16 protein-coding genes are annotated in these 20,208 nt (G+C 33.2%); 5 read left to right on the forward strand and 11 right to left on the reverse strand.

The features are described 5' to 3' along the window. Window position 1: 1 nt before the first annotated feature. From yidD to HQN85_RS05590, 7 genes are all read right to left on the reverse strand, one after another. Window positions 2-232 (reverse strand): membrane protein insertion efficiency factor YidD, encoded by a 231-nt coding sequence (yidD, locus tag HQN85_RS05560; RefSeq protein ID WP_131554126.1) that lies wholly within the window; start codon window positions 230-232, stop codon window positions 2-4. Then, window positions 219-614 carry a ribonuclease P protein component gene (gene rnpA / locus HQN85_RS05565; protein WP_173269725.1) on the reverse strand — a complete coding sequence of 132 codons (396 nt, stop codon included), beginning with the start codon at window positions 612-614 and terminating at the stop codon, window positions 219-221. Before rnpA ends, yidD begins: the two co-directional genes overlap by 14 nt. A 60-nt stretch (window positions 615-674) precedes the next feature. Continuing rightward, entirely contained in the window at window positions 675-833 is a 159-nt protein-coding gene (rpmH, locus tag HQN85_RS05570; RefSeq protein WP_055133745.1) for a 50S ribosomal protein L34, read from the reverse strand. A 198-nt stretch (window positions 834-1,031) separates the two neighbouring features. Further along, the gene (locus tag HQN85_RS05575) at window positions 1,032-3,452 is read right to left on the reverse strand and encodes a TonB-dependent receptor plug domain-containing protein (protein ID WP_173269728.1); all 2,421 of its coding nucleotides are present in this window, start codon (window positions 3,450-3,452) and stop codon (window positions 1,032-1,034) included. Between the two features lie 34 nt (window positions 3,453-3,486). Continuing rightward, a complete protein-coding gene (locus HQN85_RS05580) occupies window positions 3,487-4,221 on the reverse strand; it encodes a LytR/AlgR family response regulator transcription factor (RefSeq protein ID WP_173269731.1) in 735 nt (244 codons plus the stop codon). Next, a complete protein-coding gene (locus HQN85_RS05585; RefSeq protein ID WP_246249618.1) occupies window positions 4,199-5,044 on the reverse strand; it encodes a sensor histidine kinase in 846 nt (281 codons plus the stop codon). The genes HQN85_RS05580 and HQN85_RS05585 overlap by 23 nt, the downstream gene beginning before the upstream one ends. Before the next feature lie 236 nt (window positions 5,045-5,280). Beyond that, a complete protein-coding gene (locus HQN85_RS05590) occupies window positions 5,281-6,090 on the reverse strand; it encodes a LiaF transmembrane domain-containing protein (RefSeq protein WP_173269737.1) in 810 nt (269 codons plus the stop codon). Window positions 6,091-6,655: 565 nt separating this feature from the next. Here HQN85_RS05590 and HQN85_RS05595 point away from each other — a divergent pair. Continuing rightward, window positions 6,656-7,528: a ChaN family lipoprotein gene (locus HQN85_RS05595; protein ID WP_173269739.1), complete on the forward strand. Its 873-nt coding sequence runs from the start codon at window positions 6,656-6,658 to the stop codon at window positions 7,526-7,528. A 34-nt stretch (window positions 7,529-7,562) separates the two neighbouring features. On the opposite strand, the gene mscL is transcribed toward HQN85_RS05595, so the two are convergent. Then, the gene (gene mscL, locus HQN85_RS05600; RefSeq protein WP_173269742.1) at window positions 7,563-7,997 is read right to left on the reverse strand and encodes a large conductance mechanosensitive channel protein MscL; all 435 of its coding nucleotides are present in this window, start codon (window positions 7,995-7,997) and stop codon (window positions 7,563-7,565) included. Between the two features lie 152 nt (window positions 7,998-8,149). Between mscL and rpoN the strand changes: the two genes are divergently transcribed. Next, window positions 8,150-9,625 (forward strand): RNA polymerase factor sigma-54, encoded by a 1,476-nt coding sequence (rpoN, locus tag HQN85_RS05605; protein WP_173269745.1) that lies wholly within the window; start codon window positions 8,150-8,152, stop codon window positions 9,623-9,625. Window positions 9,626-9,780: 155 nt separating this feature from the next. Here rpoN and HQN85_RS05610 read toward each other — a convergent pair whose 3' ends face one another. Genes HQN85_RS05610 through HQN85_RS05620 form a run of 3 tightly spaced genes read right to left on the reverse strand, consistent with a single transcriptional unit; the run spans window position 9,781 to window position 14,927 of the window. Beyond that, window positions 9,781-10,794, reverse strand: coding sequence for a PorP/SprF family type IX secretion system membrane protein (locus tag HQN85_RS05610; protein ID WP_173269748.1), 1,014 nt, complete (start codon window positions 10,792-10,794; stop codon window positions 9,781-9,783). 2 nt (window positions 10,795-10,796) lie between these two features. Further along, the gene (locus HQN85_RS05615; protein ID WP_173269751.1) at window positions 10,797-14,417 is read right to left on the reverse strand and encodes a PKD domain-containing protein; all 3,621 of its coding nucleotides are present in this window, start codon (window positions 14,415-14,417) and stop codon (window positions 10,797-10,799) included. A gap of 54 nt (window positions 14,418-14,471) precedes the next feature. Then, window positions 14,472-14,927, reverse strand: a complete 456-nt coding sequence (locus HQN85_RS05620; RefSeq protein WP_173269754.1) for a response regulator — start codon at window positions 14,925-14,927, stop codon at window positions 14,472-14,474. Between the two features lie 117 nt (window positions 14,928-15,044). Here HQN85_RS05620 and HQN85_RS05625 point away from each other — a divergent pair, with 117 nt between their 5' ends. From HQN85_RS05625 to HQN85_RS05635, 3 genes are read left to right on the forward strand one after another with little or no spacing between them, the layout of a single operon-like run. Further along, complete coding sequence (locus HQN85_RS05625) at window positions 15,045-17,375, forward strand: Rv1355c family protein (protein WP_173269757.1); 2,331 nt, start codon at window positions 15,045-15,047, stop codon at window positions 17,373-17,375. After that, window positions 17,362-18,075, forward strand: a complete 714-nt coding sequence (locus HQN85_RS05630) for a hypothetical protein (protein ID WP_173269760.1) — start codon at window positions 17,362-17,364, stop codon at window positions 18,073-18,075. The genes HQN85_RS05625 and HQN85_RS05630 overlap by 14 nt, the downstream gene beginning before the upstream one ends. A gap of 3 nt (window positions 18,076-18,078) precedes the next feature. Next, a complete protein-coding gene (locus HQN85_RS05635; protein WP_173269763.1) occupies window positions 18,079-20,202 on the forward strand; it encodes a sensor histidine kinase in 2,124 nt (707 codons plus the stop codon). Window positions 20,203-20,208 lie beyond the last annotated feature (6 nt).

Below are 20,208 nucleotides of genomic sequence, written 5' to 3' on the forward strand. Positions count from 1 at the left end.
TTTAAGGCACCGGATCATGGCCATGTTTACCCCACGGATGGCAGCTCGCAATTCTTTTTAACGTGAGCCAACCACCATAAAATGGTCCATGTTTTTTAATAGCTTCTACTCCATATTGTGAACACGTGGGAGTAAACCTACAACTTGCACCTAATAAAGGGGAAAGTAATAATTGGTATAGTTTAATAATACCCAAAAATAACCATGAAAATAAAAGCTTAATTATTTTCATGATTCCCAATTTGAGTAATTAACTTTTTAAAGGAAGCAATTAACTTTTTCTCAAAAAAAGCAAATTCATACTTTTCTTTACCTACAAACTGTAAAGATAACAGCAATAAATTATTACTATTTGCTAATGCTGTATATAAGTGTGGTTCTTTATGTAAGCGATAAGCTTCTCTAGTTCTGCGTTTAATCAGATTACGATCTACCGCATGTTTATATCTCTTTTTAGCCACATTAATTACTACTTGTGCAGGATATTTATGTGGTTCTTCAACAAAAAGAAAAGTAATGCGAAATGGATATAATAAAAAAGAAGAACCGTTTTTAAATAGTAAGTCTAATGACTTTTTACTACATAACCGTTCTTCTTTGTTAAATTTGTTCATGTTTTTGATTGCAATTTTGCAGATAGACTGCTAACACCTAAATAAGGTGGCAATCAAAAATTATGCTTTATGACGACGCTCGTCAGAAACTGATAATCTTTTTCTTCCTTTTGCACGGCGAGAAGCTAATACTCTTCTACCGTTTGCTGTAGCCATTCTTTCGCGGAAGCCATGTTTGTTTCTTCTCTTTCTTTGCGAAGGTTGGAATGTTCTTTTCATAACTGTATAATATCTTAACTAGAGTTTTTAAATAAGAGGTGCAAATATAATGCGATTTTTCTATAAATGCAAGAGTGTTTAGTTTTTTATTTTTAATAGAAATTAAAGATAGTAATTCTTTTGCTTTAACCTCTCATTTACCTGCTAACCTTTAAATAGAACCTTATTAAGGTTAATTTGCTGTTGGTTTAAATAAATTTACTTAACAGTGTATTTATAAATAGCTCTACCCACTTTTCCATCTGCGTTAATGCCTTCAACTACTACCTTATAGGTACCAATTCCATCAGCATTAAAATAATCTAACGTTTTTTTGTTCTCTTTACCTATAATCACATTAGGATTCCAATAGATAGTTGAACGTAAATCTTCTTTTGCAATGTTATTTGGTGTGTATTTTGGAGAATAAAAATCTTTATAAGCATCAAAACCTTGAGCTTTAAAACCAATAATACCTGGCGAAATACTATGCTTATAAGAACTTCCTGTTTTGGTAGAAACTAAAATTATTCCACCAGCACCCCCACTACCATAAACAGTAGTGAATGCTGCATTTTTCAATACCTCTACCAAAGCAATGTCCTCTACAGGCATGGCCTCTATAAATTCCTGACTAACTGGCGATCCATCTAAATAAAATTGAACAACGGCGTCTCCATCTCCTCCAGGTACATTTGTATTTCTATTTCTAGATAAAATCATTTGACCATTAATTTTAGACATCCCTCCACCCCATTTATCTAGATAGTCAAATAAATCTATAGCATTAGCGAGTTCGTCTCCGGTAATTACTTTATCAGCATTACCAGCTCCATTCATATTTGATGATCTAGCTAGAAAAGCATCCTTTTTAGCTTGCCCTTTAATTTCAACTGCTTTTAAAAGTATAGCTGAATTATTTTTAAAAGCTGTATAATCGGCTGCATATTGCTTTTTGATATTCTCAGTATAACTAGTCATATCTGTTGCAGCAACATCCCAAGTATCTGAAAAAGCTTTATACACCGGTGTTAAGGGTTGATCTAACGTAAGTTTAATATTACTTTTATCTTTGTTTTTAGCTTGAATGATAAACGATACACTATCCATAAAGCTTATTTCGTCAAACGTAAATTTACCATCTTTACCAGCTACCGTATCTGTAGTGAAAATAGTTCCTTTACTAGAAAGTAGTCTTATTTTTGCATCAGGAATTGGTTTACCGCCCATTGTAGTTACAATACCAGAAATTGTTATCCCTTTTTCTACTTTATAATTTAGAGGCGGTGCAGTATTATTAAGTACTTGATCCCATTTAAATCTTCGCCATCCATTTGTAAGCAATAAATAATCTAAATGTTTGCTGGCATCAACATTTGACTTATTAAAATAATAGCCTGGGTTTTCAATATATCCCCTTAAATCTGATGTTAGCAATAAATTTGAAAAAATACCATTTTCTTCATCTTCTGAAGATTTCACTTTACTTTCATCAGTTACAGCTATAGAATAACTACCTAACCCAACTTGTTTTTCATGGGTTAAATCTAATGTTAATGCTACTTTATCTTTTTTATTATAACTGGACTTATCTGTTGATAATGACATTTTTAAATCATCATTATGATTGATAAAAACAAGTCGTTCTGCAACAGGCAAATTGTTTACATCGAACAATGTTAACTGTGCTATACCCGTAGGGAAATCTTTTTTTGGAATAATAGTAGTAATAGCAGCGGCCGATTTAATTTTAGCGCCATATTTAACAACACCATTATTTTGGGCCACAATTACAACATCTTTTTCACTTACGAGTTCTGGAGATATTGCTATTTTCACCAATAAATTCGTAGTATCTAAATTATTGACGGCAAGAACATAACCAGCTTTTTTTGCTAAAGGTAATGCCACCTTTCTCGATTTCCCATCTTCATTAAAAACTGCACTATATATTTCACCATCAACTGGTGTGATGGCAAAAATACCCATACCAGCATGACTTGTTTCGAAAGAGGTTATTTTTTCGTTATTCTTATTAACAATATCTCCAGAGATTGCTTTACCAAAACCTGTTTGGTCTATGTATTTAAAAGCTATTTTTGAACGAATACCGACAATCATATTACCGCTTTCTGGAAAGAAACTAAGCTCTGAGTTTCTCGTATTTTTTTTAACTACTGGCGCTATGGTTGTAAATGGATTTTCTATTTTTATCGTTTTCTTGAAGTAAGATTCTAGTCCAAAATTTTGCATCCACGGAGTATTTGCATAAACCACGTAATTGCCTTTTTTAATACCAAATGGCAAAACCATCATTCCAACTCCCATTCCCGATTCGAGGTGTATTTTTTTTGCATGCAAAACCGAATCCTTTTCGTTTACCATATTCACATTAAGTGTGTTACTTAAATTTGTGGGTAAATTATTTACAGCGGTAATTGTATATGCTTTAAACCAAATCGTATCACCAGCAGCATAGTAGGGCTTATCGAAATGCAGGTAAACTTTTTCTTGGGGTCTTTCTGTAGTATACTTTTGTAATGATTCTACAATTTTTGTGGTAGGATCTTGAGCATTTCCCTGCAAAGAAATAGCTAGCAATAAGTTAAAAAAAGCGGTAGCGATTAATTTAGTTTTCATTCCTTAAATTTAATTCAATTTAAGAACAAATTAACTATAAACCTAGTGCTAGCTTTAATTTTACATATCCTGTTTTACTAACAGGCAGCCAAATACCTGATTTTAAGAGTACTACGTAACTATCTTTTTCCTTGAGTTCTATTTTGGTTACTTCGGCTAAATTAATAATGTACGAGCGATGAATGCGAATAAATTGTGCTGCATCAAGTGTTTGCTCAAAGAAACTCATCGTTTTATTTTTATGAAAATTACCTTCAGTAGTACTCAATTTTACATAATCATCGTCTGCTTCTATATAATGAAGTTCTGTTACTGGGATAATTTTAATTACACCAGCATTTTTAACTACAATACGGTTATTTTGTGCTGGTGATAACGCTGCAGTCTCGAGTAACTCATTACTACTTTCGCCCTTGGCCAGTTTAGCAGGCAGTTTCTGCATTGCCTGATCGAAGCGACTTTTTTCAATGGGTTTTAATAAATAATCGACTGCATTAACTTCAAAAGCTTTAATGGCATATTCATCAAAAGCAGTGGTAAAAATTACTGCCGGATGTTTTTCTACTAACTCCAGCATTTCAAAACCACTAATTTTTGGCATTTGAATGTCTAAGAAAATAAAGTCAGGTTGATGCTGATTTATAGCCTTTAAACCCTCAAACCCATCGCTACATTCGGCAACAACTTCTATATCAGGATACGAATTTAAATAATGTTTAACTACGTCCCTTGCTAAGGCTTCATCATCAATTAGTATCGTTCTTATCATCTTTTTGAGGTATTTTAAGCGTAGTAATATACAAATTATTGTTTTGTGTTTCAGTTTGCAACAAATTACTATCGGCAAATAATAAATATAATCTACGACGAATTGCTGATAGCCCAAACCCTGTTCCCTTAGTCGATGTCATTTCTGGATCGTATGGATTTGCTACACAAATAACTAAGGCATTTTGTGCTAATTTTACTTTAATGGTAATGGTTATTGCTGCAGAAGTATTATACAGTCCAAATTTTATTGCATTTTCTACAATAGGCTGTAATAAAGTACCCGGCAGGCATAAACCCAATGTATTTTCTTCAATTTGTACATCAACTGTTAACCGATGACTAAAACGTACCTTTTCTATATCTAAATACAATTGAATGTATTCCATTTCTTCTGCTACATTAACCCAAACTTCATCATCACGTTTTAAAGTGCCACGTAAAAAAGCCGCCAGTTTAGTAATCATTGTTCCTGCTTCTGTTGGATTTACAATGGTTAATGCATAAACTGAATTTAAACTATTAAATAAAAAGTGGGGTTGCAACTGATGTCTCAACTTATTAAGCTCTGCTTCTTTTGCTAAATTTTGAGCAGCTAATAAGCGTCCTTGGGTTTCAGATTGCTCTTCTAACCTATACCACAAAATATTTGCTAGGGCGCACCATGTTAAACACAAAAAGGCAACTATAGCTCTAAACGGAAGAGAAAATTCTAAAAATACTTGATACTGTTTTTCCTTACTAAACAAATAATTAAGTCCGTATTTTGCCAAAAAAACAATGATAGCTGTTAGTAGAGCAGTTAAAAGCAGCAGAAATAACATTCTCTCATTTTTAGGCTGATAATAGCCTAGCATATTGCTAACAATTACACAACCAATGGCCAATAGACCATTACTTATAATGCTATCGGCCAGGGCAATTTGCCAATTAAAATTTAAAGCATAATAAATAAAAAGTGCGCACAGTGCTATCCAACAGACTAGAATAGCGCCCGAGACAATTTTTATTTGCTTTATAGATAATGGGGTTGTCGTCAAAATACGAGCTTTAAAATTGATTAATAGTTTCTAATATCTACTCCACCAAACAATGCGATGCCCCTAACAATTAAAATCTTGCTTTGTCCTTCAACAATTGGCTGAATGCTTCGTTTATCATCCATGCCACCAAAAATTGCAGTTACTTCTGGTTTTACAATCCATCCTGGTGGGATAATAATTTTGCATCCTCCAAAAATCGCTGTAACATCTATAATTATTTCGCCTTCAAAATCTGCTTGGGTTAAGTTGAGATCACAACCACCAAATACTGCTGTTATTTCTCCCCCTTTAAAATTTTTAGAATAAATACTCTGATGACTTCCTCCAAATACATTAACTGAGTCTAAGTAATCGTTGTTATTCGTTTTTTTTTCATTTACAGCTGTTGCTTCCGTTTCAGCTCCCGGATAAGCCTGAAATGTATCTGGCTCGCCAAATCTTTTTTTCCATCTTTTATTTCTTCTTCCACAACCATCGCCTTTAAAGCTACTTTTTGGTTTAAGAATTAAAAATAAACCAATTGCAATAATTAATGCAGGCCATCCTATTCTATCAAAATCTATTACATTATCCAATGCTTCTTTTAAGGTAAAAAAAGCACCCACAACAATTAGTATAATGCCCCTGCCATTTCTAAAATTATGTTTAATGCCGATAAGTAAACCAATTAGAATTAAAATATTGCTCCAATGCCATAACCAGTTCGGTAAACTAAAAGCAAGGTTATTAACTAATAAAAGTGACCCTATAACTACTATGATTAAACCAGCAAGTATTTTACTTGAATGGTTCATATCTCTATTTTCGTTTAAATTATTATTTTCCATTTTTATTTCTTTAAATGATTAAGCTATCATGATTTTACTCATTTGCTTTATCAAGGTTTCATTTGTGTGATAATTATAGTCCAAATGTAAAACGAACTTTTACATTAGCAAACAGTTCACTGCTATTTATGAGTTTATTCTCGGTAAAGCGCATTTATTACTCGGTAAAACATCAACACCCTATCTTAAGTAGGTGTATTTATAACCTTCTTGCAGATTGACTGTAGTCTTGTTCTATAAAAGCACCAATTTTGACAAATTACCTAATGCAAATTAAGTAGCCAACCTAAACCAAACTAGAAGTTGACTAGGACTCTACCAAAACATAAGTCGCGGTAAGGTCGCTATAAGGTCGCCTTAATATCGCAGTAAGCATACAGAAAAATTGAAAAATTATAACTGGATTTAGTTATATGCGGAATAGATTTTAAATATACTATTTTAATGGCAAAGGCTGATTTAATTAGTGATTATTTTAAAAATTGCTTCGCTGGTAATAAATGTATTTCGGTAAAATTATTCGTTAATTTAGGGAACTAAATATTACGCACAATAAATTAAAACTATGAAAAGATTATTCAGCATTGCTATTTTGTTATTACCCTTATTTGCAAGCGCTCAAGACATGAGCAAACATTATAAAATTTATGATGTAAAGAAGCAAAAAATTGTAACTGTTGATGATATTGTAACTGATTTGGGTAATGCTAATGTTTTATTTTTTGGTGAAGAGCACAATGATTCTACTGGACATTATTTAGAAGCAACTTTATTTAAAAAGATTGCAATGGCTTATCCTGGCAATGCAACTTTAACAATGGAAATGTTTCATACTGATGTACAACCTGTAATTAATGAATATTTAAAAGGTATCATTTCTGAAAAAAATTTTATTAAAGAAGCCAGAGCTTGGAATAATTACCAGGATTATAAACCTATGATTGAGTTAGCAAAATTGAATAATTTAGATGTTATTGGAGGTAATGCCGCTGCTAGATATAGTAATGTAGTTACACGTAGTGGATTAGAAATTCTAAATAAACTACCACAAGGTTCTAAGCAATTTATTGCTCCATTACCTATTGATACTGCTACTGGAAGGTATTATGATAAATTTATTGAAACCTTAGGCGGACACAATATGGGCGGGATGAAAGTTTATCAAACGCAAAATTTCTGGGATGCAACAATGGCTTGGAGTATTGCTAAATACGCTAAAAGCAACGTTAGTAAAAAGATTTTTCAGGTTAATGGTCGTTTTCATAGTGATGAAAAGTTAGGCACATTAGCACAACTTAAAAAGTATGCCCCTAAATTAAAAATCTTAAATATTTCATCTTTCTCAGCAGAAGATTTTGATCAACCTGACTGGAGCAAATACAAAGATTTGGGAGATTATATCATTGTCACAGACCCAAAGCTGAAAAGAACTTTCTAATAAAAAAGCCCTCAGATTTGAGGGCTTTTTTGTTCTATTTATTTTTTAATAAATCTCTAATTTCAGTTAATAGCAATTCTTCTTTTGTTGGTGCGGGTGGACTTGCTGGGGCTTTCGCTTCTTCTTTACGTTTTAAAGAATTAATTCCCTTTACTAATAAGAAAACTACTAAGGCTAATAAAAAGAAGTTTAAAGCTACTGTTAAAAAACTTCCGTAGGCAAATATTGCAGTTTCTGGAATTTCTCTCGCTTTTTCTAGTGTTGTTCCATCAGGCACATTCCCCTTTAATACCACGTATAAATTGCTAAAATCAGGCTGACCAATTATTGAAGAGACAATTGGCATCACTAAATCTTTCACCACGCTATCAATTATTTTACCAAAGGCACCACCAATAATAACACCGACAGCAAGGTCCATTACATTACCCTTTATTGCAAATTCTTTAAATTCTTTTACAAAGCCCATAATATTTGTTTTTAGTTTAACTTAATAGAAATAAATATATTGAATTAAGCAGATAAACTGCCTAAAAATTTAAAAAAAGAATAATAATTACCTTTTGCCTTTAATTTTAAAGCAAATGCTTATTTTTGAAAATTAAACTGCTACTTCTACATATGCTAAAGCAACATCTACAACAAAAATTATTACAAAAGCTCTCTCCGCAACAGATACAATTTATCAAATTGTTGCAGGTGCCTACCGTTGCTTTAGACACTCGTATAAAAGAAGAATTAGAAGAAAATCCAGCGCTAGAGGATCCCAGCTTAATGACTGCTGATGAGCCGATAAGTGAATATGATGATTTGAATGAAAGAGATGATTTCAATCAAGAATCTAGCGAAGAAAGCAGTAGTACCGATGAATTTAATGTAGAAGATTATTTACAAGACGATAACACCAACGATTATAGCACTTCTTATAGTAATGGTGATGATGATGAAGAAAAAAAAGAAACACCAATAGCTATTGAAAGTACTTTTTTTGAAAGTTTACAAGAACAATTAGATCTTGTTCCTTTATCTGATACAGATTTTATTATCGGCAAACAGATTATCGGAAGTTTAGATGATGATGGGTATTTACGTCGTCCTATTACTTCTATGATAGATGACTTGGCTTTCTCACAAAATGTAATGATTGAGGAAGAAGATGTATTGGAAATGCTTAAGGTAATTCAAAGTTTTGATCCTCCAGGCATTGCTGCCCGCGATTTACAAGAATGCCTATCTCTTCAATTAAAACGTAAGGATCCTAATAATCCAATTATTAAAAAAGCAATTACGATTGTAGAGCATCATTTAGATGAATTTACTCGTAAACATTACGATAAATTAGAAAAATCTGTTGGATTAAATAGCGAAGAATTAAAAGAAGTTGTTGCTGAGATCTTGCGCTTAAATCCAAAACCAGGCGATTCTAATCAAGTTACTACTAAACAGCTTCAAATTATACCAGATTTTCACATTAGTAATAATGATGGGATTTTAATTCTGACACTTAACTCTAAAAATGCACCAGAGTTAAGAGTAAGCCGCTCTTATATGGATATGTTTGATCATTACGATAAAGCTGCTCAAAAGGATAAAAAATTAAAAGAAGCTGTTCAGTTTGTGAAGCAAAAACTTGATTCTGCTAAATGGTTTATTGATGCCATTAAACAGAGGCAACAAACTTTGCTTAAAACGATGAATGCCATTATGCATTATCAGTATGAATATTTTTTAACTGCAGATGAGCGTAAAATGCGTCCAATGATTTTAAAAGATATTGCTGATAAAATTGGAATGGATATTTCTACGGTTTCGAGAGTTGCAAATTCTAAATATGTACAAACAGAATTTGGTACATTCTTGCTAAAATCATTCTTCTCAGAAGCTATTCAAACTGAAAATGGCGAAGAAGTTTCTAATAAAGAAGTGAAGAAAATATTAGAGGATTGTATTGGAAACGAAGATAAACGCAGACCTTTGGCTGATGAAAAGTTAACAGAAATTTTAAAAGAACGAGGTTATAACATTGCCAGAAGAACCGTTGCAAAATACCGCGAGCAAATGAATATTCCGGTTGCTAGATTGAGAAAAGAACTTTAAAGAGAGTTCAAAGTCGGAAGTCCGGAAGTCCGGAAATTGCCAAACCAACGTAATGATTAAAAAATAACAAGACTTAAAATATCAGACTAACAACTCAATATCAAAGCGGACTTTCGGACTTTTTCGACTAGATAATAAGTACTGAGGAGGAGAATTTACCACATTCTCATTGTACTTAGTATATGATACGCATTATTCAATTGTAAACCCAATACAATTTCATGACTACCATAACTCACCTTGTTTAATTGTGAGGTTGTAAAATCATATGAATAGGTTAGATTAATTAGTTTATTAATGTTTAATCCAGCCATTGCCGAGTAAGAATCATTATATCGATAGCTCCCTCCAAGCCAAAAACGATCCTTAAAGGCAATTTTTAAGTTCGCGTCTACCGACAGTGGTGCAGGATTTACATATTTAACCATCACAGAAGGAATAGCTGAAATACCTTCATCAATAAAAAATTTATATCCTGCAGTAATAAAAGTATGAGGAACTTCCTTTCCGCTTTTGTAATTTGGGTCGCTTGTAAAAGCCAATTTTTGAGGTAAGATTTGTTGCACAGATGCTCCTGCAAAAAATCTTGCACCATATAGCCATACACCCATCCCTAAATCTGGTTTAACCTGACTAGTTACGGTATTATTTAAAGCAGGGTCATTGGGATCTTCCAAATCTAATTCATTTACATTTAGTCCTATTCTGGTAATTCCTACCGCAGCACCTACGGACAAGTTCAAAGTTCCTGATAATTGAAGATGATATGCATAGGTTAAATTTGCATCTAATCTAGATATTGGCCCTATTTTATCTAAAACTACCATAGCACCCATACCATGATGAGAAGGTGATGCTGTATAATTTTGCATATAATTATCACTCATAGGATCATCTCCTTTTTCTGGCATAGATAAAGGGTTTTTCCATAAATAATCACTCCCTAAACTCCAATGTGCAGAGGCAAAAGTAGTTTGGGGTGAACCTTCAATACCCGACCACTGTTTTCTATAACCAGCTTTAAAGTCGGTATAGTTTTCAATTCCACTTAATGCAGAATTTAGTAGATAATTATTAAAAATATACTGTGTATACTGCGGCCTTTGCTGACCAAATGATGATAAGCTTATTCCAAATATAAAAATGATGAGGTAGTAACTTCTTTTCAAAACTATCTTATAATGGTTAAACTTCCGGTTATGCTTTTTCGTCCACTGTTAGGGTTGATAATATAGTAATAAGTTCCGACAGGTAGTGCTTGATTTTTATAATTTCCATCAAATGGTACAGGATAACATTTGCTAAAAAAAATTCTTTGCCCATTTCGGTCAAAAATTTCAACAGTACTGTTTGGATAAGTATCCAAATATTTCACATTCCAAACATCATTTACTCCATCGCCGTTCGGTGTAAAACTATTAGGAGCATATACATTTTGCAACACATGAACATATACCTGATCTACGGTTGTACAACCCTGGTCTGATGTAACAGTTAATGTATATTGTGTATCAACTTCTGGTTTTGCAATTGGATTTAAAATATTGTCGGCACTTAACCCAATACTAGGTGTCCATTTATAAGTTAAGCCAGTACCCGATGCATTAGCTTGCATTTTTTTCTCACCACCTACTAAAATATAAAAGTCTGCTCCAGCATTAGTAGTAGGAATTGGATAAACTTCAATATCTTGCCCAATATTAACTGTACAACCATTTTGAGGGGTAAAGGTATAGGTAATGTGATGTATACCTGGGCCAGCAAGTTTTGGATCGAAAGTACCATCAGCCTTTATACCAGTACCGCTATATGCACCAGTTCCAATTATTCCTGAGCTTTCAGAAGCTTGGGTAATCATTATATTACCATTGTTTTCACAAATTGGAGTTAGCGCACTAAAAGTTAATTGAGGGGCAGGTTTTATAGTAACATTATGAAGAACAGGCAGGTTACAGCTTTCTCCCGAGTAAGCTACTAATTTGATGGTATAGGTTTTATTTGTATTTCCTCCAAACGGAGCATAGGTTAAAGCTATATCATCACTTATTGGGAGTTTAGGATATGGAATAGTAATAAAACTTGTAGGGTTATTTACATAGTCGGAATAAATTTCTAATTTGGTTATATTGCCAAACGCAGCTGCAGAAGTACTATTTATAATTACATCTTTACCGCTACATAAATTTGTTTCATTTTTAATGGTAAAATCAGCTTTAACAACAGCCCCATTTACAGAGAATGGATAAGATTTCTCATCTGTACAACCATTTACATTAGTAATTTTAAGCTTAACCGTGTAATTGCCTATTGCATTATAAGCATGTTTACCATCTTTTTGTGTTGAACTATTTGCAGCTCCAGAAGCTGGATCTCCAAAATCCCATACATAAGTTAAGCCAACCTCACTCCCATTTTGATCTTTTGATTTATTAATGAAATTGGCAAAGCCATCAGCTAAACAAAAATCTGGAGTAAGAAAATCTGCAACAGGTAAGCCCGTAACAATCATTTGTTGAGAATAGGTATTTGTGCAGCCTTTATTAGAAGTTGTAGTTAAGTTAACTGTATAGGTTCCAGCTTTTATATATTGATGATTAGGGCTTGATGAATCTGGTCTATCTTCGCTCACTCCATCACCAAAATCCCAATGCCAATTTACGATTTTGGCATCTGTAAAAATTGATGTACTAATAGTAGATTGATCTGTAAATATGAAGCTTGTATTCATACAGGTAGTAGGCACTACAAATTTTGTGTTAGGAGCCGGGTATATTGTTATACTTTGTGTAAACACATCCGATTCGCACCCATTCTCTGCATCAACAAAGAGCTTAATGGTATAAGTGCCTGGAGCTATAAAAGCATGCTTTGGGTTTTGTATGATTGATGTATTTAATGCTCCAGATGCTGGATCTCCAAAATCCCAGTGCCATTTGGTGATAACTTTTCCATTAACATTTGGATTACTGGTATCTGTAAAAGTAACTTCTTGATTAGCACATTTTTCTGCGACAGCTGTAAATGAAGCGGTAGGCAGTGGATCAACAGTAAAACCAACACTTAATTCTTCGGTGGCTCCACATGCATCTGCTGAGGGTTTTGTTGCAGTTACCCTAAATGTATAATCTTTTGGAGTAGGATATATGATACGATTAGGATAAACATAAGTGAAATAATCTATACCATCTTTTTTGAAAGAACCTTGAGCAACTGGATTACTTTGAGTAATTAACCCATCGCCATTTTCTACATCCCATACTAATTGAGTGGGCTGATAAGGTAAATTAATTTTTAGGCTCATTACTTCGCCTATACAACCTATAGTAATGGGTTGATTTGTAGCAGAGTTGACAGGTTGAAAAGTAAAGTTTTGGATATTTGCACCAGCCAAATATGCATACGACTCTACAGAGCCATATCCATATGCAATGGCAGAAAAACCACTAGCAGCGGTAAGTCTATGCTGTGGTTGAGTACCAGTTACATTTATAATTACATAACTATATTCAGAATCTATTGCAGTAAACCCAGCTACTTGATTACCATCTAACCTGAAAGAAGGTGCATCGGCAGTTTTGATGATTACATTTAAATAGTACCGATCTATATTTGTTAAGTTTCCAACCACAGCTCTCAAGTCTGAAAAAACCGTAATATTATTTAAAGTTTGTTCTATCGGGTTTAAAACTGTGATTTCTGGATCTCCGGGGTATTGTATATTGTTATTACCAGGATTGTTTAAGTTACAACCTTGAGTAGTTTGAAATTGTGCTACTGAAATGGGTTTATCTGCTAAGATTACATTACCACCACTACTAGCGTTAAAATAGGTTACTCCTTTTCCAAAGACACTAGTTGTGCCATTTATTGTAATAGAGGTAGCATCCTGTGCAACAATAATTTTCAAAATATCTGTATTGCCATGTGTACTATTATAAAATGGCGCAGTTACAAATTTTTTACCCCATGCACTTACAGGGAAAAGTTGTTGATATAAATTATCCCCACTACTCGCATTTATTGAACTCCCTATCTCACAAAATGCAGCCCATGAGTTACCAGAAAAAACTGCAATGGGTTTACAGCCATTGGACGCTTTAATGTGACTACCAGACAAATCTTTCCCTGTTAAATCTGCTACTGCTTGGTATTGATAAATATCTCCTTTATTTAATATCTTTTTAAATGTAACGTTTGCAGGATGGATATTATCCTTATCACTTAATGTGGGTGTAATTTCTATCTCTGTTGCATCTTCAGTTGCAATAATTGTAAACTGAGCATAAGCTCCCTTAGAAGCACGACTAAGATGGCTAAATGTATAATACTCTTTACCTAATGTATTTGTTGGCAAAACAAGGGTACCACCAGTACGAGCATTATTGGATATTACACTATATAAAGAAATGGGTTTATCGGTTACAACATGGATAGCCATATTAGGTTCGATAACATCAGAACTACTGATATATACTGTATTTAGATTAGGATCAATAGTAACAGGAAGGCAGGTATTAGCGGGAATTGGGGAATTTGGAGCAACACTACTGCTTTTTATGAGTGTATTCCCAATATAAATTTGATAATTAGTAACCTGATCTGCTGATAAAAATAATGTTAATCTAGATTGTAGGCTGTCTATATGCCCACTGTAAGCAACATAAAAATCTTTTCCTTTGTTAGATGTATTTTGAGCAATTGCTTTTGGAGAAAATCCTATCAATAAAAATAAAATAATAATAAGCCAAAGATTGTTGGTCAAAGTATTACCTATCAAAAGTTTAGAGCGCATTTTACAATATAATATTAAAAATACTAAACTTAAGATTTTTAAGGAATTTTCTTTTTACGAAAGTAAATTTTGTCGAGCAATAAATTCTAATTGTCGGTTTGCAACTAACAATTTCTCTGTAAGTTCTTTATTCTCCTTACGAAGCGTATAAATTTCAATTGCTTTTTCAATATTAATTCTTAAATCCTCTTCCATCCAAGGTTTTTGAATATATCGATAAACTTGGCCTTTATTAATCGCATCAATTACAGCATCAATATCAGTATAACCTGTAAGTATCATTCGTATTGGATCAGGATGTGCCTCTAAAATTGAAGCCAAAAACTCTACTCCAGTAGTTTTTGGCATTCGCTGATCGGTTATAATGATATGTATATCTTCTTTATCTAAAATTTTTCTACCTTCTTCTGCAGATTCGGCAGTAAAAATCTTATACAGCCTACGATAGGTAGCTGCAAATGCACTCAAATTGTGCGGTTCATCATCAACATATAAAATGTTTGTACTCATCAGGATCTTAATAAAAGATAAAAATACTTTTTTATTATAACTCTTAAAAGACTAATTTAGTTGTTTTAACAAATAATTGAATTTTTATTATTAACAAGTAGTTATTTAACACTCAAAATGCAGCCTAAAACTGGTTCTAATCCATCTTTATCTCAGCTCATTACACAAACAGCAGCTCAAAATAATGTTTACAAACCATTATTTTTTAATCTAACAGATAGTGCTCAAAAAAAAGAAGTTGAAACCCTAATTTCAAACAAAAACAACCTACAAGTTTACGATCATATTTATACCCAGGTAGAAGAATTAATAAAATGCCTACATCCTACTATCGTTTTTTTACCACCAACAGAATTAGCCAAAGCTGTTGAAAACCATTTTGGCGGAAAACCTCTGGAAGAATATGGAGTTTGGGTTTATTACCCATGGGCAGAAAAATTAGTTCATTTACTAAACGAACCAGAATTTGCATTAGTTCGCACCAATAGAAACAAACACAAAATTACTGATAAAGAGCAAACTCTCCTTTCTCAAAAGAAAATTGGAGTAATGGGACTGTCTGTTGGTCAATCCGTTTCATTAACATTGGCAATGGAGAGAGGTTTTGGAGAGTTGCGTATTGCAGATTTTGATGAATTAGATTTAAGTAACATCAACAGAATTCGAACTGGAGTATATAATCTTAAAATTAAAAAAACAGTTATTGTAGCGAGAGAAATTGCAGAAATAGATCCATACTTAAATGTGGTTTGTTTTGAAGATGGGATTACAGATGAAAACCTAGATGACTTTTTAACAAAAAACGGTAAATTAGATTTGCTAATTGACGAATGCGATAGCTTTGATATAAAAATCAATGCTCGTAACAAAGCAAAATCTTTAGGAATACCGGTTTTAATGGAAGGGAGTGATAGAGGAACTATTGATATCGAAAGATTTGATTTAGAACCTAACAGACCTGTATTACATGGAATGGTTGAGCATTTGGACATGAGCAAATACAAAACGCTCTCAACAATGGATGAAAGAATTCCTTACATTACTGCAGTAACAGGTGTAGAAACGCTATCTCCTCGTATGAAAGCATCTGCTGTAGAGATTATGGCTACAATTTCTACTTGGCCGCAATTAGCAAGTGCAGTTACTTACGGTGGTGGTATCACAGCTGATCTCTCTAGAAAAATATTATTAGGTAATCTTAGCGTTTCTGGGAGATTTTTTATAGATATGGATGAGCTAATCAGCGATTCTATTCCAACGACCCCAACTGATGCTGAAGTTAAACACATCGCCCCTCTTCAAACGAATGAGTTGGAAGAATTTATTAGCGAACATCGATTAGCATTTGAAAACAATGCAACCCCAATTTCAGAAGATATATTAGATCAATTAATACAAGCTGCCACTAAGGCACCATCTGGTGGAAATAATCAACCTTGGAGATGGCATTATAAAAATGGTATTTTACATTTATTTTTAGAAAAAAGTGCAGCTCAAGCCTATTTAGACCCCCAATATATTTCTTCATACATTTCATTAGGCGCAGCAATTGAAAACCTTTTATTAGCTGCTGCAAACTTGAATTTAAATACTAATTGGCAATTAACACCTCAATTAGCACCAACACATATTGCCTGGTTTAATTTTATACAAAGCCATACAGCAAGTGACCAAGAAAAACAATTGGCATCGCAAATTGATTTAAGGCATACCAATAGAAAAATTACACCAAGACAAGAGATAGATGAAACTGACTTAAATCATTTATCAAGTTTAGTTGCACAAATTGCCAATGCAAAATTAACTTGGTTAACAAATCCAGAACAAATAAAAGCTTTGGGTGCCATTTCTACTCATACAGATTTGCTGCGACTATTTATTCCTGCAGCACATGAGGATTTTATTACTAGAGAAATGCGTTGGAATTTAGATGAGGTAAATGCAACTGAGGATGGAATTGGTATTCACACTTTAGATTTAAGCAATAACGACCAAATTGGAATACGTTTATTAAAAGATAAAAAGATGATTGGCTTTTTACAGCAAATCAATGGCGGTAGCGGTTTCAAAAGATTATCTATGCAGCAATTCATGGCTTCATCTGCCGTAGGATTAATTACCATGCCTAAAGGTGAAATTAATTCATTTATTGAAGGTGGTATAGCAGCAGAAAAATTATGGCTTGGTGCTACAGCTTTAAACTTACAAATACACCCTGTAAATGTGCCACTTATCTTTTTCTACAAAAATTCTGTCGAAGATAGCCTAAACATTCCTTTAGAAAGCAAAGCACAATTAACACAGGCCGAACAAGGCTTTAAACAATTATTTAATATAACAGACGACGAGCAGGCGATTTTTATGTTTAGAATATTTAAAGCAACGCCGTCGCCAGAAAGAACCATCAGAAAATCAACCTCTAAAATACTTTCCATTGGAAGAGCATAAACCACATATAGATAATTTATATTTCAAGGCATTTAGAGCGGTTGATAATCGTGATGCCTGTATGAAATTTATAGAGGGTCATACCCATGTGTTAGAAATTTTTGGAATTACTCAAATCACCTCAGCAAAAATAGATTGGGTACTAAATCCAGATGTGTTTGTGATCTTAGTAACTGCAGAAGAAGGCGGTCGTGCACTCGCAGGAGGCAGGATTCATCAAGCTAATCGTAAAAATCCTTTACCAATTGAAGATGCCGTTGGTTACATGGATGACCGCATTTATCAAATGGTTGAAGAAAGAACCGATGCAGGTACTGGCGAACTTTGCGGATTATGGAATTCTTGGGATATTGCAGGTTTAGGTATTGGTAGTATGCATTTGAGTACAGCCTGTGTGGCTTACGCCGATTTAATTAATTTAAGTACTCTTTTTGGATTATGTGCTCCAGCAACCTATCGCAATTCTATTCGAGGTGGTTTTAGGGTAATTAATGAAATCGGTATTAACGGAAAATTTTATTATCCAAAAGAAGACCTAACCGCAACCTCAATTTTAGTTGATGACATTAAAGGATTACCTTTAACTCACGAACCCGAAAGAAGTATTGCAATGAATATGAGAGCAAACTCAATTACACAGCAACAGATACAATCTAAAACTGGGGAAACCATTACTTTACATTTCGATTTAACAGTTTAGCGTATGAAAAGAATTTTACACATTTTATTCTTTTTTGCTTTTAGCTTGAGTTTTTTTAATGCAAGCGCCGTAGGTTATAAAGAAGGTATTGTTGAAAACGGTTTTACTGCTTCATATTACAGAGATGGCACGAACAAGGCTAGTTTAAGTGAACTATTAGATAAAAAGTTTACATCTATTCAAACGGAAATCTTCAATTTTGGTTTAGATAGCGCTACGTTTTGGATTAAATTGGCAAGGCAAAACGATCAATCTTTTGAGAACGACATTTTGTTTATAGATCAATCTCGTTTAGCGCTTGCCGAGATGTATATCATTAGAAATGGAGGTGTTTTACAAATACCACACAGCTCCTCAATTTACACCAACAACACCTTAGCCCAAGGTAAAATTTTCAATATTCCCGAATTCATTTATAAGAATGACATCATCTATTTAAAATTACGGGCTACAGAAACTTTTTTGGCACCAGTAAGTATTAAAAACGAAGGCTCTTTATTAAGTACCTTTTCTTTACGGGGTATCATCTTTGGGTTTTACACGGGCATTATGGCTATTATGTTTGTATATAACCTTTTCTTATTTATCATAATCAGAGATAAAAGTTACTTATACTACATATTTTATATCCTTTTTACTTGGTTAACGCAAATCTCCATACAAGGATATTCCTCTAAGTATTTTTGGGTACAAGGTAGCGTATTAGATAATTATTCTGTCGTGCTGTTTTCGAGTTTAACACTCGTATTTACGAGTTTATTTACACTCTCTTTCTTAAACACAAAAGTATTTTCTAAAACTTGGAATAAGCTAATCACCATATTCTTTTATCTCACACTGGTTAATTTAGCTGTATTATACTTTTTTGGAATTTATTATGCATTTATGACAATGCAGTTCCTCACCATTACCGGAACCATACTTGCATTATCTGCTGCCAACTTTGTATACTTTAAAAAACATTTTAAACCTGCCGGATATTATTTAGTAGCATGGTCTGTTTTGCTAATTGGGGCAATACTTTTCATTATGAAAGATTATGGAATTATTCCTTACAATAACTTCACTATTTATCTTTTACAAATTTCATCTGCTATTGAAGTAATGTTACTTTCTTTTGCATTGGCAGATAAAATTAACTTCTTTAAAAAAGAGAATGAAGTGGCACAGGCGCAAGCCTTAAACGCTTCATTAGAAAACCAAAAACTGATTAAAGAACAAAATATTGTCTTAGAAAGAAAGGTGCAAGAAAGAACAGAAGAATTACAAAACACAAATTCAACGCTCAATGTTACCTTAACCAATTTAAAGGATACGCAATCTCAGCTAGTAGATGCAGAAAAAATGGCTGCATTAGGTCAGTTAACTGCCGGTATAGCTCACGAAATTAACAACCCAATTAATTTTGTAACCTCTAACATTAAACCTTTAGAGTTAGACATTAATGATTTAAAAGAAATCATTACTCGATACGAAGAAATTGATTTTGATAAGGATGTAAAAGAGCAAGTAGAAGAAATTGAAGCTTTTAAAAAGCAAATCGATCTGAATTTTGTTAACAATGAAATATCTTCTCTTTTATCGGGTATTAGCGAGGGAGCAAAACGTACGGCAGAAATTATTAGAAGCTTGCGAAACTTTAGTCGTATTGACGAAACCGATATGAAGCCGATAGATTTGAATGAAGGTTTACAATCAACGTTAGTATTGGTAAGAAACAATTTACCAGATAATTTAACTGTAATTAAAGAATATGGCAACTTACCAAAAGTAGAATGTTTACCTGGAAAAATCAATCAGGTATTTATGAACTTGGTATCTAATGCTATTCAAGCGATTAAAACGAAAGAAGTACAGCGAGAAGAAGAGTTTTTAACAATTAAAACATGGTACGAAGATCAGCAGGTAAAAATTAGTATTAAAGATACTGGGATAGGAATGACTGAAGAGGTAAAACATCGTATATTTGAACCGTTTTTTACCACCAAAGATATTGGCGAAGGTACAGGATTAGGACTTTCTATTGTATTTAGCATCATCGAAAAACATAAAGGCCATATAGAAGTTAATTCTAAATTAGGTGAAGGAACGGAATTTATTATTACCTTGAATATAAATCCGCAATAAGCAATC

Origin of the sequence: Pedobacter boryungensis, from assembly GCF_013204825.1 — a bacterium.
Taxonomy (GTDB): domain Bacteria; phylum Bacteroidota; class Bacteroidia; order Sphingobacteriales; family Sphingobacteriaceae; genus Pedobacter; species Pedobacter boryungensis.

Bases quoted from the DNA above. Each gene is read 5' to 3' on its own strand.
- yidD (WP_131554126.1), bottom strand. From the start codon at position 232: ATGAAAATAATTAAGCTTTTATTTTCATGGTTATTTTTGGGTATTATT.
- rnpA (WP_173269725.1), bottom strand. From the start codon at position 614: ATGAACAAATTTAACAAAGAAGAACGGTTATGTAGTAAAAAGTCATTA.
- rpmH (WP_055133745.1), bottom strand. From the start codon at position 833: ATGAAAAGAACATTCCAACCTTCGCAAAGAAAGAGAAGAAACAAACAT.
- HQN85_RS05575 (WP_173269728.1), bottom strand. From the start codon at position 3,452: ATGAAAACTAAATTAATCGCTACCGCTTTTTTTAACTTATTGCTAGCT.
- HQN85_RS05580 (WP_173269731.1), bottom strand. From the start codon at position 4,221: ATGATAAGAACGATACTAATTGATGATGAAGCCTTAGCAAGGGACGTA.
- HQN85_RS05585 (WP_246249618.1), bottom strand. From the start codon at position 5,044: ATGTTATTTCTGCTGCTTTTAACTGCTCTACTAACAGCTATCATTGTT.
- HQN85_RS05590 (WP_173269737.1), bottom strand. From the start codon at position 6,090: ATGGAAAATAATAATTTAAACGAAAATAGAGATATGAACCATTCAAGT.
- HQN85_RS05595 (WP_173269739.1), top strand. From the start codon at position 6,656: ATGAAAAGATTATTCAGCATTGCTATTTTGTTATTACCCTTATTTGCA.
- mscL (WP_173269742.1), bottom strand. From the start codon at position 7,997: ATGGGCTTTGTAAAAGAATTTAAAGAATTTGCAATAAAGGGTAATGTA.
- rpoN (WP_173269745.1), top strand. From the start codon at position 8,150: ATGCTAAAGCAACATCTACAACAAAAATTATTACAAAAGCTCTCTCCG.
- HQN85_RS05615 (WP_173269751.1), bottom strand. From the start codon at position 14,417: ATGCGCTCTAAACTTTTGATAGGTAATACTTTGACCAACAATCTTTGG.
- HQN85_RS05620 (WP_173269754.1), bottom strand. From the start codon at position 14,927: ATGAGTACAAACATTTTATATGTTGATGATGAACCGCACAATTTGAGT.
- HQN85_RS05625 (WP_173269757.1), top strand. From the start codon at position 15,045: ATGCAGCCTAAAACTGGTTCTAATCCATCTTTATCTCAGCTCATTACA.
- HQN85_RS05635 (WP_173269763.1), top strand. From the start codon at position 18,079: ATGAAAAGAATTTTACACATTTTATTCTTTTTTGCTTTTAGCTTGAGT.